We start from the raw sequence: 15677 nt of genomic DNA, 5'->3' as shown, positions 1-15677 counted from the left end.
GGCGGAGCTTCGTAGGTTTTAGCGTACGGTTGCTATCGTATTAGCGAACCGGCCATGCGTACTGCAGGCCACCATCGGTCCACAGAGCGTTCAGACCACGCTCGAGGCCAAGCTTGGCGGTAACGTTTTTCTCGTAGCTTTCGCCGTAGTTACCAACGTTCTTGATGATGCGGTAAGCCCACTCTTCGTCAAGACCAAGAGCTTCGCCCATGCCCGGCGATACGCCCAGCAGACGCTGGATGCCCGGGTTGGTGCTGTTTGCTTTCATGTCGTCAACATTTTCCATGGTGACGCCAAGTTCTTCTGCTTCGACCATTGCGGTCAGCGCCCAACGAGCTACGTCCGACCACTGTTCGTCACCCTGGGCGACAACCGGGCCAAGCGGCTCTTTGGAGATGATTTCCGGAAGGATCATGTAATCATCCGGGTTTTCCGCCATGGTGGTGCGGATCGAAGCAAGACCCGAAGCATCCGTGGTGTAAACGTCGCAACGGCCCGAGAAGAAGGCTGCGGTTGCTTCGTTGATGTTTTCGATAACGACCGGCTCGAAGCTCATGCCTTTCGCGCGGAAGTAATCAGCCAGGTTCAGCTCGGTCGTGGTGCCCGGCTCAACGCAGACGGTTGCGCCGTCAAGCTCGGTCGCGCTTTTAACGCCAAGAGCTTTCGGGATCAGGAAGCCCTGACCGTCATAGTAGTTGATGCCGACAAAGGTCAGACCCAGTTTCGCGTCACGAGTGGTGGTTGCCGTGGTGTTACGCGACAGAATGTCGATTTCACCAGACTGCAGAGCGGTGAAACGCTGTGCGGCGGTCAGCGGGGTGTACTGAACGCTGTTTGCGTCACCGAGAACTGCTGCTGCAATTGCACGGCAAACATCAACGTCAATGCCTTCCCACTTACCTTCGGCATTGGCAGCGGAGAAACCCGGAAGACCGGTGTTCACGCCACACTGAACGAAACCTTTGGCCTTAATGCCGTCAAGCACGGCACCAGCCTGTGCATTCTGCGCGGCAACGGCTGCAACGGTCATTGCGCCTGCGGCAAGGATCGTTTTGATTTTCATAGATGAGCTCCCTTATTAGCAAAGCATTGTTTTTAGCTTTTGTACCACCCTGGATACGCGATGTAGCATATCCATCTATCCAAATAGATTGGATTGCCAAATTAAGAAATTTTAGGCCGCTATGTGTCAAGTGCGAAAAATTTTATACTGGTCGGGCCAAAGCCGATTTGGTCGGAAAATCGCCGGTTTTTGGCTGTTGGTCGCGGTATGAATGTTTGAACTTCTATAAATGGCGAATTGAGAATTATCTGTTATATCAGTAATTTAACGGATGAATTGACAGTGCATGGGGATGCTTTTGCAGATTGCACGAACTTTTTTCGCGCAGAATGAGCAACTGTTCAAAAAAAGGTCAATATTTCACCCTGTGTAAAAAAGATGCACTTCGCGGTGCGGAATCGGACGGGAATGACTCCGGCTTCTTTCCGTCGGGCCCGCGTGACGCCGCAAAAGAAAAACACCTCCTGACCGGATGTTCAGGAGGTGTTGCGTGATTATTTCTTGAGTTCACCAAGATTGGAGAACAACTCGAGCGCTGTGGGATTTGCTAGAGCTTCCTGATTTTTGACCGGGCGCCCGTGAACCACATCACGCACCGCAAGTTCGGTGATCTTGCCCGATTTGGTGCGCGGAATATCGGCAACGGCAATCACCTTTGCCGGAACATGGCGCGGGGTACAGTTGTTGCGGATCTGCTTTTTGATCTTGTCGATCAGAGCTGCATCCAATTCGTAATTGTCGCGCAGCACAACAAACAGAATGACCCTTACGTCATTATCCCAGTCCTGACCGATGACAATCGATTCCTGAATTTCAGGAAGCTTTTCGACCTGGCGATAGATTTCCGCTGTACCGATACGCACACCACCCGGATTAAGCGTCGCGTCCGAGCGGCCATAGATAACCATGCCGCCTTCGTCGTCGAGTTCGACATAATCGCCATGGCACCAGATATTCTCGAACCGGTCAAAATAAGCGGCATGATACCGTGATCCGTCCGGATCGTTCCAGAAGCCGACCGGCATGGACGGGAAGGGCTTGGTGCAGACCAGTTCGCCTTTCTCGTTGCGAACGGCTTTGCCGTCATCGTTAAAGACATCAACAGCAACCCCAAGGGCACGGGTCTGGATGACGCCGCGTTTGACCGGCAGAACCGGTGATGCCAGCACGAAACAGCCAAGGATGTCGGTGCCCCCCGAAATTGATGCCAGATGAATGTCTTCCTTGATGTCGCGGTAAACGTAATCGAAGCTTTCAGGTGCCAGCGGCGAGCCTGTCGATGTCATCGCACGTACGGTTGACAGATCGTGGGTCGCACGCGGTTTGAGTTCCGCCTTGGCCAAGGCATCAATATATTTGGCAGATGTCCCGAACAGGGTCATGCCTTCTGCATCGGCATAGTCAAACAGGATGTTGCCGCTGGGATAGAAGGGCGATCCATCATACAGCAGCAGCGTTGCCCCGGCAGCCAGACCGGCCATCAGCCAGTTCCACATCATCCAGCCGCAGGTGGTGAAATAGAATACCCGGTCGCCCGGTGCCACGTCACAATGCAGGACATGTTCGGAGACCTGTTTCAACAAGGTCCCGCCGGTGCCATGGACAATGCATTTCGGTTTGCCCGTTGTTCCCGACGAGAACATGACATAAAGCGGATGATTGAATTCAACCTGTTCAAAGGTGATCTTTGCGCCTTCGAACGGGGCGATGAAATCATCATAGGTAACCGCGTTGCGAATGCCGGTGCTGTCAGTGCCATCAAAGGCATATTTGACGATGACGACCTTTTTCAGGCTGTCGATCCGGTCAACAACATCGCGGACCTTTTCGCGGATGTCGTGCTGTTTGCCATTATAATGGTATCCATCGACCGTGATCATCACAGTCGGTTCGATCTGGCCGAAGCGATCAACAACGCCCTGGACGCCAAAGTCGGGGGAGGCGGAAGACCAGGTTGCCCCGATGGCGGCCGTGGCAAGCAGCGCGATCACGGTTTCGCCCATATTGGGCATATAGCCGCAGACGCGATCGCCTTTGCCGACACCTTCGGCGCGAAGGGCCTGTGAAAAGCGCGATACGGCGATATTGAGTTCCGCCCATGACAGGCGTGTTTTTACCTTGTCCTCGCCCCAGAAAACCAGGGCATCGGTATTGTCATCGCGAACCAGAAGGTTTTCCGCAAAATTCAGGCGTGCATCGGGGAAAAACTGTGCGCCGGGCATTTTGTTGCCGTCAATCAGGACGCGCTCACCCCAGGTTTCAGCCTTGAGATCAGTATATTCAATCAGGGCAGGCCAGAACTTTTCAGCCTGATCCACAGACCAGTCATACAGCGCCGTGAAGCTTTGGAGATCCAGGCCGTGTTTATCGTTAACCCAGCGGCGAAAGCTGGTGACATTTGCGTTTTCAACGCGTTCCGTCGTCGGTTTCCAAAGCACGTCGCTCATGATGGGGCCTCTGTTTCCTGCCTGTTTGTGATTGTTTGATAGCGTCCAAATGGGGCGCTAATTTGGTATCTTCATACCGTTTTTCTACGGTGAAAAATGTCGGGCGGCAAGCAGAGTAACGTCGATGTCCAGTATTGGTAATACCAATTATGTCAAAAATCCTGCGATATAAGATTGAGATATTTTGATAATCATTTGATAAATATTGAGTTTATTGGAAATCATTAGAGGTAAAAAATCTTTGCCGAGATTGGTGGTTATTTGCGCGGTGTGCTAATTAAATGACAAAAATCAATGTGATTTTGGTCGATCATGATTCGGTACCTGCAATCAAAATGTCGGTTAATATGAAAAGGCTTGCACATCAAATGCGGCGTACTAGTTTGATCTGGTCACAAAAAAAGTCGGGAGGTCAGTTTGGCCGGGATAGATGAAAGCAAGCCGTTTGTATCGATCAACATTGCCGTTTTAACGGTCAGTGATACGCGTACGGCCGCGAATGACACATCGGGTGATGTTCTTGTCAGTCGCATCAAAGAAAACGGTCATCGCGTGTTTGATCGGAAAATCTTGCCAGATGATCAGGGCGCACTGAGCGACCAATTGGCAAACTGGTGCGAGAACCCGGAAATTGATGTGATCATCACGACGGGTGGCACGGGTGTCACCGGGCGTGACGTTACGGTCGAAGCCCATCGTGCCCTTTATGAAAAGGAAATCCCGGGTTTCGGGGAACTGTTCCGCTGGATTTCGTTCCAGAAGATCGGGACATCAACCGTGCAATCCCGGGCAACAGCCGGGGTGTGCAAGGGCACCTATATGTTCGCGCTGCCGGGATCGACCGGTGCTTGCAAGGATGCGTGGGATGAAATCCTGACCTATCAACTCGATATTCGCCATCGCCCCTGCAATTTCGTCGAATTGATGCCGCGTCTTACCGAACGTTGAAGATCGCGCCAAAGGGGCTGCTTAACGGCCCTTGGTAATCTTTTCATCACTGACCTAACCTGTCTCAGGGAATTTCCATGGATTTCATCACAGATCCGTTCTTTTATGCGGTCGCAGTGCCGGCTGTTCTGATTGCCGGGGTCTCAAAAAGCGGATTTGGTGGCGGGTTGGGGGTGATCGCCGTGCCATTGATGGCATTGGCCGTATCGCCACAAGCCGCAGCAGCAATCATGTTGCCGATCCTGTGTTTGATGGATGTTGCCAATGTCTGGGCCTATCGCAATCGTTGGGACCGGCGCAATATGCTTATTCTGGTGCCCGCAGCACTTGTCGGGATACTGGTTGGTGTCTTGACCTTCAGTTATCTGAGTGTGGCGGCTGTCAAACTGATCATCGCACTGATTGCCATTGTCTTTACCCTGGATCACTGGCTGCGTGGCAAGAAAGCAGGCGACACTCCAAAAGAAGCAACCTGGGGAAAAGGATCGGTCCTGGGGAGCCTTGCAGGGTTCACAAGCTTTGTCGCCCATGCGGGCGGGCCGCCGGTTTCAGTCTTTTTGTTGCCGCAGCGGATGGACAAGTCGATTTTTGTCGGTACCACGGTGATGTTTTTCATCGTCGTCAATTATGTCAAACTCGTACCGTACTGGTTCCTTGGCCAGTTCAGCAGTGCAAACCTTGGAACGTCAGCTGTGCTGATACCTGTTGCATTGTTCGGCACCTGGGTGGGGCTGTGGGCGCATGACAAGGTGAATGTCGTGCTGTTTTACAGGGTTTGCTACGCATTGCTGTTCCTGACCGGGATCAAGCTGCTTTGGGATGCGGTCGTTCTGTTTTCGGCGTGATGTACCGATCACCGATGTATGAACGGAAATATTGCGGGCATCGATTGCGATGTCCGCATTTTTAATGGGCGGACCATTGCAAAGTGGTTCATGCTTGCCCGCGTTGGGCAAACCATATAGCGATACAGTCAATTTGTTGATAAATTGTCATTAAGTGACTGTTGTGCGCGAGGTGCCCGAACGTGGAACTGATACTGGCCAAACTGAGTGTCTCGGTTGGAATGGTTCTTGGTCTGTCCTTTCTGGCAGAACGCGCAGGGCCGCGTGCCGCAGGTATCCTGTCGGGTTATCCGTTGGGGACGGCAATTTTGCTTTATTTCATCGCAGTAGAGCAGGGCATTGCCTTTGCCAGTGAAAGTGCCGTCTATGCAATGCCGGGGCTGATTGCCACGCTGGCATTTCTGTATGGCTATTTTCATGCATCATGTCGCTTGGTGCGTTTGCCCGTGATCCCGCAGATTGTACTAAGTTCGCTTGCGGCCTTTGCTGTGTATCTTGCGGTGTCGTGGTTGTTCCAATTGACATCAATGACCCTGACGCAGGCTGCGATCATTTTGCTGTTTGCGATTTTTGCCGCTCTCGTCCTGTTTCGGAAAATCGAGAATGTCAAAATTCTCAACCGGGTGCGGGTTACCAAACGCGTTATCCTGTTCCGGGCCGGATTGGCGTCGGTGATCGTGCTGATTATCAGTGGTCTGGCGGCGTGGATTGGCCCACGGTGGTCAGGGTTGCTTTCGGGTTTTCCGGTTGCGCTTTATCCGACAATGATCATTTTGCATTTCAGTTACGGTGCGGCACCTGTTCATACGCTGGTGCGGAATTTCCCGCGCGGCATGGGGGCACTTTGGACATATATCCTGGCCGTATCGCTGAGCTATCCTGTGCTTGGGCTGAATGTCGGGACGCTGGTTTCGTTTGCAGCAGCAACGGTTTACCTTGTTACATATTCCACTTTCGTTTGGATGAAGCAAAAGTCCGTGCGCCCATTAGAATGATCCCATAATATCACTGGCAATGGTGAAATAGCGGTCCGTTAAACGGACCAGTTCAGGGAGACGTATCTGCATGCAGCAGGTTCAATCACTGGTCAGGGCGTTAAGCATCCTTAATGCGCTTGCAGAAAGCGATGATGGCATGACGCTGACCGAAATTGCGCAACAGGTGAAGTTGCCTCCATCAACCGCCCACAGGTTGCTGACGACCATGCAACACGAACGCTATGTGTCGTTTGATGGCGAACGGACATTGTGGTTTGTCGGTGTTCAGGCCTTCAGTGTGGGGAATGCATTCACGAAAAACCGCAATCTGAGCCAGATTGCCCGTCCCTATATGCGGGCATTGATGGAAGATAGCGGTGAAACAGTTAATCTGGCCGTGGCCGACGGTGGGGAGGTCATTTTCCTGTCACAGGTCGAATGCCGCAAAATGATGCGCGCACTGGTCACGCCGGGACGCCGCGCATTGATGCATTGTTCCGGTGTTGGCAAGGCGTTGTTGGCGTTCCTGCCGGAAACCGAACTGAAATCCGTCGTTGCCAAGCATGGATTGCCAAAAATCACGGAACGGACACTGGTTTCGACCGGTGCTCTTGAAAAGGATCTGGAACGCGCCCGCCAGCGCGGCTATGCCCTTGATGACGAGGAACATGCCGTTGGCCTGCGATGTGTTGCAGGGGTGGTTCGCGACGAAACCGGAAGTCCGATCGCAGCGCTTTCCCTGTCAGGGCCGGCTGCACGTATTCCAAACGATCACATCGAACAGCTTGGGCTTAAGGTTCGGCGTGTTTGTGCCGATCTCAGCCGTGAATATGGCGGGAAGCCGGTATAAACCGGCAAACCCCGCCGAATATTCAACTATTCGGTACGTGAACGGTTGTTTGTCGCAAAGCGGAAGGTGTTCCTTCCGCTTTTTTTCGCGGCATACATCGCATCATCCGCCGCGGCAATCAATTCATCGACGGTCTCGCCGTGATCGGGATAAAGCGCGATGCCAATGGATGCTGTCACCGTATAGGGCGACAGGTCATCACCAAATTCAATGGCGCTGCCTGATAGGGCGGTTTGCAGTTTGCGCGCAACAAGTTCGGCGTCTTCTGGCGTTTCGGTGCCGGGCAGAATAATGGTGAATTCATCACCGCCAATGCGAGCAACGGTATCGACATTGCGCAATGTTCCTGTCAGTCGCTTGGCAATTTCATCAAGTGCCTTGTCGCCTGTGGAATGACCACCGGTATCATTCAGCGACTTGAATTCGTCAATATCGATGAACATCAGGGCAAAGCATTCACGCCGTCGCTTTGACAGTTTGATTGCAAAGTTCAGCCGGTCCATGAACAAATAGCGGTTCGGCAGGGATGTCAGCGCATCATGATTGGCCTGGAAACGAATTTGTTCCTCTGTGAATTTGCGGTCCGAGATATTGGTAAAGCTGGTCAGCCGCAAAGTCTGTCCTTGGACAACGACATTTCTGCCATTGATTTCACAGGGAAACTTGCTGCCATCCTTGCAAACAGCAATCGCCTCGTAAGGTTTGTCATATCCAGAGCGGATATTGGCCATGACAAGCGGCAAGGTTTCGCTTGAGATAATGTCCGCTGCACTCAGCAACAGAAGTTCGGAACGATCATAACCAAACATGCGTTCGGCGGCATTATTGGTATCGATGCATTTCCCGCCATCATGCAGAAAGATTGCTTCGTTGCTCAGGGTTTCAAGGATCTTGAGCCGTTCTTCGCTTTCCTGGCGGCGGTTGCGTTCTTCGACCAGTTCGGTGATGTCCCAAATAATGCAATCAATCTGACAATCTTGGGTGATCGGCGGCAAGGCACGCATTTGAATACGCACCCAGCGTTGTTCACCGTGATTGGTTTTTACAGACATTTCGGTCGTTTGAATTTCGCCTTTGGCCTCGATTGCCGCCTGGCGAAGGTTCATCAGGGCTTCATGATCAAAAATCTGATTGCGCAAGCTGTCCGTAATTGATGCACCGGCCCAGTCAAGACCCTGATCCGATGCAAATTCGATCTTGCCGAATTCATCAATGCGGAACACCAGCCCGGGCAGGCGGGCAAAGAACCGCTGCCGTGATTTGGCGTTTCGGCGCACCATGAAATGCACGATCGCAAGCAATCCGGCAACGGAAAGGAAAAAGACAAGTGATGTCGAAAGCGGGGGAAATGTCGCGTCACTATCGGTCAGGGCAAGGGCATATTCAATGCCGCCGCATAACCAAAGTCCCAGTAGCCACCAGGATATATGCAGGCCGATAAAGTATCGGTCTTTCAAAAACGGACCCGGCATATCTCTTTGTATATCCTTTGCCTACCAATCAAGCCAAAGAATATACCGGTCATGAAATATGACAAGCATCTGATTTGTCGATAGCCGACGCGATGCGGTCCGTTTTTGAAGACAGGTCAAATTCGGCTTTTACATACCGGGGCAGGAAACCCCGGTGCCGCCCAGTCCGCAATATCCATCAGGATTTTTGTGCAGATACTGCTGATGGAAATCTTCGGCGTAATAGAATGTCGGCGCATCGGAAATTTCGGTGGTGATCCCGCCCTGACCAGCGGTATCAAGGGCCGCGTGATATGCATCGCGCGATGTAATTGCCGCGGCTTTTTGATCGGGGTTGGTCGTGTAGATCACCGAACGATACTGTGTGCCGATGTCATTGCCCTGACGCATGCCCTGGGTCGGGTCATGATTTTCCCAAAACAGCTTCAGCAGTTTCTGATAGGAAATCACAGCCGGGTCGAAAACAACCATCACAACTTCGGCATGGCCGGTCATGCCGCTACACACTTCGCGGTATGTCGGATTGCGGGTATAGCCGCCGGCATACCCGACAGTGGTGGTCCAGACGCCGTCCGCTTTCCAGAACAGGCGCTCGGCCCCCCAAAAACATCCCATGCCAAAGACAGCAACTTCGAGACTGTCGGGGAAGGGACCCGCCATCGGGTTTCCGGTCACAACGTTACGTTCTGCGACGGCAATGGCATCGTCGCGACCGGGCAATGCGGTATCTGCGGATGGCATTTGTGCCTTGTCTGTTTTAAGGGCGGAAAGCATGTCTTTCACCTGATGAGTTTGGAATTTCTGACTGCAATGTAACCCAGTGCACGACAATAGCAATTCCCCTGTTGATCAAATGTCTTTGAACATTCTTTTGGTGGGGCACCACAAGCCATAGATAATGCGCGCAACAAAGCGGTTGTCGGGAAACAAGGTTTCGTCGTGCGCAGACTGTCGAATTTGAAATCAATGGCTTTGATCCTGACCGGGGGACTTTGTTTGTTGATCGGATTGGTGTTTTTGCCATTGCCGCCGCCATTTTTCGGTATGGTGTTCATCGCGCTGGGCCTGCCATTGCTGGCGGCCGGTTCAAAACGAACCCGCCGCCTGATCCAGCATCTGCGATGGCGGTATTATCGACATAATACAAAAATCGAGTATCTGCTGGCGCGCTTGCCGGGCTTTTTACGCCGTCACGGCCACAAGACGCGGCCAGATGTGCTTGTGCGACTCAATAAAAAGCGTTAGGCAAGGTTGGACCGTTGATTGTTAAACGTGCGGCTATCTCAGCCATACCGTCAAAGCAGGCGCGGGATTCAGCGTTCCACACGGCGGATCAGGCAATCAACGCCGGCTGATTTAAGCTGGTTACAGGCTTGGGCGGCCTCTGACTGACGCGCATATGTTCCGGTCAGAAGACGGAAAAACAAACCCTTGCCCTCAATTGCGATACTGACGACCTCATGATCGGCGTTTGTCAGCATTCCCCGAGATGAATTCTGAAATTTCGGCCAAGCATCTTCGGCACGACCGCGCGACCGGTATGCTGCCAACTGAACAGCATAATAGGGGGCTGACCGGGTTTCAGACGAGGCCGCCGGTGCAGATGTCCGAGCGGGAGCAGGTGCAGGTGCGGTTTTTTCCGCAACACTTGGTGTGCTGCGCGGCGCTGGCGCCGACGCCGGCGTGGATTGCGATGCCATCGGCAATTCGATCATCGTGCTTGATGGTTCGCGATCAATGATTTCGAGTTCCCCTTGCTCAACCGGTCGGGAATTGGTGGCAACAACTGCACCCTGATGGTCGACATCGGCCGCTGTTCCGGCGATTGTCGGTGCCTCGGTCACCGGGGTTTTGACTGTTTTTGGGCTTGCCGCAGGCATCTGTTCCGCAACAGGTGCCGGTTGCGCGGGGATGACCGGAATAATCGTTGACTGCGAAGCCGCTGTTGCCGGTGCTGCCACGGTGCCCGGATTTGTCATGGCGGCCGATGGCGTTGATGTGGTTTGCGGTTGTGATACACGGCGTTCAACCCGGGTGAGCTGGGCCGTGTTTTCACTGACCGGCATGTCCATGCGTTCGATCGGCTTGGTACTGTCTTCGGGTTCGGCAGTAACAACGCCACCGGTTTCATAAAAACGACGATCACGCTCCACCTTGGGCGGATCGGGAAGATCAGGGCCCGGTGCGACGGTTGCTGCCGCCACGACCGATTCAATTTCGCTTGAACGGGCAAATTGTGGGGCAATTTCATCAAGTGCAACCAATCGACGCTGGGCGAGGGCGTTGACATTGCCGGTCAGCTTGATGCCCTGACCACAATCAAGATTGATTTTGTTTTCAGGCGGGGATGCTGTCAGCCAGACATACAATTTACGCGCATTTTCGTAATTGCCATTGATGTCATAGGCAATGGCCTGCATCAGGTTTTCTTGCGGGGTGCGCGTAAGTGAAATCTCGGTAGCAGCAATATGCGATACTTCGGCGGGTGTCGTCTTGCCGAAAAACAATCCGCATGCTGCCCGGTTCAAGTCATTGCCGGTTTGCGGATTGTCTATGGCGGGGCCGTCAACCGATGATGGCTGCATTGCTGAGACATCGCTTGATGAAGATCCAAACCACAGCCCGGAAAAATCATCGGTGCTGCAGGCGCCAAGAAGCGGCAATAGTGCTGCGGCGGCAAACCAGCCCTTTTTAAGCGGGGCGTTCTTTTTTCTTGTCGCAGCTCTGATTTTCACGCTTCACCTGATGATCATATTATCAGCGTAAGTTATAGCCAGCAGGAAGGCCCGGAGCAACTGTTACAAGCCGCCCCGGTGCTGTCAAGCATCCAGAAAAATCAGAAGGATATGGCGCCCCATCTGTAAGATTGGGCTGATCTGCCTGCCGTCAGGCCGGTGGTGGTTCTATCGGGAAATCAGCGGGACCATGATGCCGATCAAAAGGACAAGCACGGTAATCGCGATGACGATGTTGATTACGCTTTTGGAAGCCTGGTTTGCTGTTTCGCGCGATATGCCGGGATTGGCCTTGCGCGCACGCGTGCCCGATCCCCCGGAACTGCCAGATGCACTTTCCGCCGTCAGGATTTTGATAACCTGTTTTTTGTCCTTGCGGCTGGCCTGGTCGTATTTGCTTTCGACAATCCGTACTTCGGTATTGTTCTTGTTTGTCAGAGCTTCTTTTGCCGAATTAAGCGCCGCCCCATAATCGGAGACCGTCTGCAAATCCATCTGCTGTCCGGTCGCACGGACGCAAACGACGGTGTAGCTTTTGCGCATAATTGCGTCAGACATATCTTTAATCACTCTTCAAACATCAGCCTTGCGGCGACATATGACCTCTTCAGGCGTAAATAAAAAGATATCCTAACGAATAGGGCGGGCTATTTTTCCGAATGATGGTTGAAATGGCGGCACAGAAATCCGATCAGTTGGCGATTTTGCCTGCCAGTTCCTTGTATTCTGCGCAATCTGTTCCGCAAATCTGTTCAAGTCGTGCCAGGTTTTCCTGTGCGAGTTCAGGCTTGCCGGTTTTAAGGAACAGCTCGCCCTGATATTCCAGCGCACCGACATGTTCCGGGTTGATCATAAGCGCGCGTTCATAATTTTGCCCGGCACTGTCATAGTCGCCCAGATTGCGCTGGCTATAGGCAAGGTAATTATACAGATCGGCATTATCCGGATCGTCTTTGAGCATGGTTTCGATCTTGTCGACGGCCATATCATACATGCCGGTATCGACCAGTTCGGAAACGGCAGACAAATCGGTGCCGTCAGACGTCCAAGTGTTTGAGCTTCCCATGGCAAGGGCGCTTGTGGTTGTCGCCCCGGTCAAAAATACAAACATCGCACATGACGAGATGATTTTAGGTGTTTTACCCTTGCGGTTCATCGTCATACCTTTCATTGATCAACATATGGCATCAACAGGTGCGTTGGGACGCGTCAACTTGTGATTTATCACAATCACCGGGTTGTCGTAATCACTTGTTGGTGAAGAATATGTCAATGAAAGGGCGTGTCATTGGGAATTGTTGAAACACTTGCTCTGAGCATGGGCGGTGCTTGGGCCAGCGGCGTCAATCTGTACGGGACAGTGGTTGTTCTGGGGATGATGGATAATTTCGGCTTTATCGATCTTCCACCCGATTTACAGATTTTGGCCAGCTGGTGGGTGCTGGCAATTGCGATCTTCCTGTATCTGATCGAATTCGTCGCCGACAAAATTCCTGTTGTTGACAGTCTTTGGGACGCCCTGCACACCTTTATCCGCATTCCGGCTGGTGCCTTGCTGGCCGCCGGTGCCGTAAGCGGACTTGATCTTGGACTGGGGGATGAGGCCCAAACCGTGATCAGCCTTCTTGTCGGTGGAACCATCGCAGCCGGAAGCCATTTCACAAAGGCCGGAAGCCGCGCGGCGATCAATACATCACCCGAACCGGTGACCAACAGCGTGGCGTCTGTGACCGAAGATATTGCCGTGTTCGGCGCCCTTTATACCGTGGTGTTCCATCCGGTTGTGTTCTTTGTGTTGCTGGCGGTTTTTGTATTGCTGTTGATCTGGCTGGTGCCAAAAATCTGGCGGTTCATTGGCGACGTATTTGGCAATGCGCGCCATCCGGCCGCCGCATACGGGCAGGCACGGGCCCATCATGGCGGCGCAAACAGTGGACAAGTCGGCAAAATCAGTTTGTCTGGCACCCGGGAAAACACCCAACTGCCCAAGAATGATCCGAAATTGCCACCACAATAAAGCGCCCGTCCTCACCGGAACCAAAAAAGCCCGCAAGCATATGCCTGCGGGCTTTTTATTTGGTCGTTCGGGCAGAAACCGTTCCTAGAACTCTGCCTCGATCACGCGATCACGGATTTCAGTTGCCATCGCGTTGGCAAGTTCTTCAATGCCAAAGGTCTTCTGGTGTTTGAAGCCGATGCGGCGCACAGAAGCTGTTTTTTCTTCTGCTTCGCGTTTGCCAAGCGCCAGGATCATCGGAACCTTGGCATGGCTGTGTTCGCGGACCTTGTAGTTGATCTTCTCGTTACGAAGATCAAGTTCAACATTAAGGCCCTTGGCTTCAAGGGCGGCTTTGACCTCGTGGGCGTAATCATCGGCTTCGTTGGTGATCGAACAGATCACTGCATGAACCGGTGACAGCCACAGCGGCAGGCGACCGGCATAGTTTTCGATCAGAATGCCGATGAAGCGTTCCAAAGATCCAAGGATCGCACGGTGCAGCATGACCGGGCGATGCTTTTCGCCGTCTTCACCCATATAGGACGCATCAAGACGTTCCGGCAGAACAAAGTCGGCCTGAAGCGTGCCGCACTGCCAGTCACGACCGATGGCATCTCGCAGAACAAATTCAAGCTTCGGCCCATAGAACGCGCCTTCACCCGGATTGATTTCAAGCGCAAGACCGGCTTCTTCGGCCGCTTCGCGAAGGGCGGCTTCTGCCTTGTCCCAGATTTCATCGGAACCCGCACGAACTTCCGGACGGTCCGAGAATTTGACAAGAATGTCGGTAAAGCCGAAATCCTTGTAAACGGACTTCAGAAGGTCACAGAAAATCTTGGTTTCCGAGACAATCTGATCTTCGGTGCAGAAGATATGCGCGTCATCCTGAATGAACTGGCGTACACGCATGATGCCATGCAGGCCACCGGACGGCTCGTTCCGGTGACAGCAACCGAATTCTGCCATACGCAGCGGCAAGTCACGATAAGACTTGCTGCCCAGACGGAAAATCTGAACATGGCACGGGCAGTTCATCGGCTTAAGGGCCAGAACCTTTTCGGGATCATCTTCATCCGGGGTGGTGGTGAACATGTTCTCGCGGAACTTTTCCCAGTGACCGGACTTTTCCCAAAGCACACGGTCGACAAGCTGCGGCGTGCGCACTTCCTGATATCCTGCATCGTCAAGACGATCACGGATATAGTTTTCGACCTTGCGATAAAGCTTCAGCCCCTTGTCATGCCAGAAGACCGACCCTTGGGCTTCTTCCTGCATGTGGAACAGGTCCATTTCGCGGCCAAGGCGACGGTGATCACGCTTTTCGGCTTCTTCAAGCATGTGCAGATACGCATCAAGGTCTTCCTTGCTTTCCCAGCAAGTGCCATAGATGCGCTGAAGCATCTCGTTATCCGAGTTGCCACGCCAATAGGCACCGGCAACCTTCATCAGTTTGAAGGCCTTGCCGATTTTGCCGGTCGACGGTGCGTGCGGACCACGGCACAGATCGATGAAGTCACCCTGGCGATAGCAGGTGATCGTCTCGGTTTCCGGAAGATCACGGATGATCTCGGCTTTGTACTTTTCGCCCTTATCAAGGAAGAACTTGATTGCCTCGTTACGGTCCCAGACTTCGCGGACGATCGGTTCGTTCCGTTCGATGATCTTGTGCATCTGCTTTTCGATCTTGACCAGATCATCTGGCGTGAACGGGGTCGCGCGTGCAAAGTCGTAATAGAAACCGTTTTCAATGGACGGGCCGATGGTGACCTGCGTGTCAGGATAAAGTTCCTGGACAGCTTCGGCCATCACATGGGCACAGTCGTGACGGATCAGCGGCAGAACTTCGTCATGGCCCTTGGTCACGATTTCGATAGTCGCGTCAGTGTCAATCTCGCGCGAAAGGTCGCGTACTTCACCGTTAACGATGATGGCAAAGGATTTCTTTGCCAGCGAAGAACTGATGCTTTTTGCGACATCAAAACCCGATACAGGGCCGTCAAATTCGCGTACGGCGCCATCGGGAAGGGTCAGGGCAATCATGGTTGGCTCAACTCTGCTTTATCTGCGGGCATAATTCAGTAATGCACATATACGACCCGCATGTTTACGCGGGGTAAAGGCACAAGAAAAGGAATTTCAGGATGAGGTCAAGTTCGCTCTTTGAAAAAAGCGACTTTCGGGACAGCACAAATCACCGTGCCACCATGATGGTGTCCGGAGATTGTGTTGGTGATCAAGTTTTTCTCGGCCATGCCGTGCATTGATACTATCCCGTTGCGTGAAGAGCCAATATAACAGTTGAGACCTTAAGGGCAAGGCTCAACCACATGACAATGGCCGA

General features: G+C 52.8%; 14 protein-coding genes. 6 read left to right on the top strand and 8 right to left on the bottom strand.

Translation table 11 applies throughout. The annotated features are described in order from the left end of the window. Nucleotides 1–40 precede the first annotated feature (40 nt). Together AUQ42_RS11300 and AUQ42_RS11295 are read right to left on the bottom strand one after the other, a co-directional pair. On the bottom strand, nt 41–1063 hold the full coding sequence (locus AUQ42_RS11300; RefSeq protein WP_068519176.1) for an amino acid ABC transporter substrate-binding protein: 1023 nt from the start codon (nt 1061–1063) through the stop codon (nt 41–43). Nucleotides 1064–1557: 494 nt separating this feature from the next. Then, the gene (locus AUQ42_RS11295; protein ID WP_068519175.1) at nt 1558–3510 is read right to left on the bottom strand and encodes an acetoacetate--CoA ligase; all 1953 of its coding nucleotides are present in this window, start codon (nt 3508–3510) and stop codon (nt 1558–1560) included. Nucleotides 3511–3927: 417 nt separating this feature from the next. Here AUQ42_RS11295 and moaB point away from each other — a divergent pair, with 417 nt between their 5' ends. The 4 genes from moaB to AUQ42_RS11275 all read left to right on the top strand — a co-directional run bounded on the left by moaB (nt 3928) and on the right by AUQ42_RS11275 (nt 7130). Continuing rightward, entirely contained in the window at nt 3928–4458 is a 531-nt protein-coding gene (moaB, locus tag AUQ42_RS11290; RefSeq protein ID WP_068519174.1) for a molybdenum cofactor biosynthesis protein B, read from the top strand. 77 nt (nt 4459–4535) lie between these two features. Further along, a complete protein-coding gene (locus AUQ42_RS11285; RefSeq protein ID WP_068519173.1) occupies nt 4536–5303 on the top strand; it encodes a sulfite exporter TauE/SafE family protein in 768 nt (255 codons plus the stop codon). A 182-nt stretch (nt 5304–5485) separates the two neighbouring features. Beyond that, nucleotides 5486–6298 carry a hypothetical protein gene (locus tag AUQ42_RS11280; protein ID WP_068519172.1) on the top strand — a complete coding sequence of 271 codons (813 nt, stop codon included), beginning with the start codon at nt 5486–5488 and terminating at the stop codon, nt 6296–6298. 70 nt (nt 6299–6368) lie between these two features. Continuing rightward, nucleotides 6369–7130 (top strand): IclR family transcriptional regulator, encoded by a 762-nt coding sequence (locus AUQ42_RS11275; protein ID WP_068519171.1) that lies wholly within the window; start codon nt 6369–6371, stop codon nt 7128–7130. 26 nt (nt 7131–7156) lie between these two features. Here AUQ42_RS11275 and AUQ42_RS11270 read toward each other — a convergent pair whose 3' ends face one another. Together AUQ42_RS11270 and msrA are read right to left on the bottom strand one after the other, a co-directional pair. Beyond that, complete coding sequence (locus AUQ42_RS11270; RefSeq protein WP_068519170.1) at nt 7157–8602, bottom strand: diguanylate cyclase domain-containing protein; 1446 nt, start codon at nt 8600–8602, stop codon at nt 7157–7159. Between the two features lie 129 nt (nt 8603–8731). Beyond that, nucleotides 8732–9376: a peptide-methionine (S)-S-oxide reductase MsrA gene (gene msrA, locus AUQ42_RS11265; protein WP_068519169.1), complete on the bottom strand. Its 645-nt coding sequence runs from the start codon at nt 9374–9376 to the stop codon at nt 8732–8734. Nucleotides 9377–9568: 192 nt separating this feature from the next. On the opposite strand from msrA, the gene AUQ42_RS11260 reads away from it, so the two are divergent. Continuing rightward, complete coding sequence (locus tag AUQ42_RS11260; RefSeq protein WP_068519168.1) at nt 9569–9847, top strand: hypothetical protein; 279 nt, start codon at nt 9569–9571, stop codon at nt 9845–9847. Nucleotides 9848–9915: 68 nt separating this feature from the next. On the opposite strand, the gene AUQ42_RS11255 is transcribed toward AUQ42_RS11260, so the two are convergent. From AUQ42_RS11255 to AUQ42_RS11245, 3 genes are all read right to left on the bottom strand, one after another. Then, nucleotides 9916–11337 (bottom strand): SPOR domain-containing protein, encoded by a 1422-nt coding sequence (locus AUQ42_RS11255; RefSeq protein WP_068519167.1) that lies wholly within the window; start codon nt 11335–11337, stop codon nt 9916–9918. A 168-nt stretch (nt 11338–11505) separates the two neighbouring features. Then, nucleotides 11506–11895 (bottom strand): hypothetical protein, encoded by a 390-nt coding sequence (locus AUQ42_RS11250; protein ID WP_068519166.1) that lies wholly within the window; start codon nt 11893–11895, stop codon nt 11506–11508. A gap of 133 nt (nt 11896–12028) precedes the next feature. Then, on the bottom strand, nt 12029–12499 hold the full coding sequence (locus tag AUQ42_RS11245; protein ID WP_228195394.1) for a lipopolysaccharide assembly protein LapB: 471 nt from the start codon (nt 12497–12499) through the stop codon (nt 12029–12031). Between the two features lie 120 nt (nt 12500–12619). Here AUQ42_RS11245 and AUQ42_RS11240 point away from each other — a divergent pair, with 120 nt between their 5' ends. Continuing rightward, nucleotides 12620–13354: a DUF4126 domain-containing protein gene (locus tag AUQ42_RS11240; protein WP_231856745.1), complete on the top strand. Its 735-nt coding sequence runs from the start codon at nt 12620–12622 to the stop codon at nt 13352–13354. Between the two features lie 84 nt (nt 13355–13438). On the opposite strand, the gene thrS is transcribed toward AUQ42_RS11240, so the two are convergent. Next, the gene (thrS, locus tag AUQ42_RS11235; protein WP_068519164.1) at nt 13439–15376 is read right to left on the bottom strand and encodes a threonine--tRNA ligase; all 1938 of its coding nucleotides are present in this window, start codon (nt 15374–15376) and stop codon (nt 13439–13441) included. Between the last annotated feature and the right edge of the window lie 301 nt (nt 15377–15677).

Source organism: Thalassospira sp. MCCC 1A02491 (assembly GCF_001613785.1).
Taxonomy (GTDB): Bacteria; Pseudomonadota; Alphaproteobacteria; order Rhodospirillales; family Thalassospiraceae; genus Thalassospira; species Thalassospira povalilytica.
Note: the sequence above shows the minus strand (reverse complement) of the source record. Positions and strands in the feature narration are given on the sequence as shown.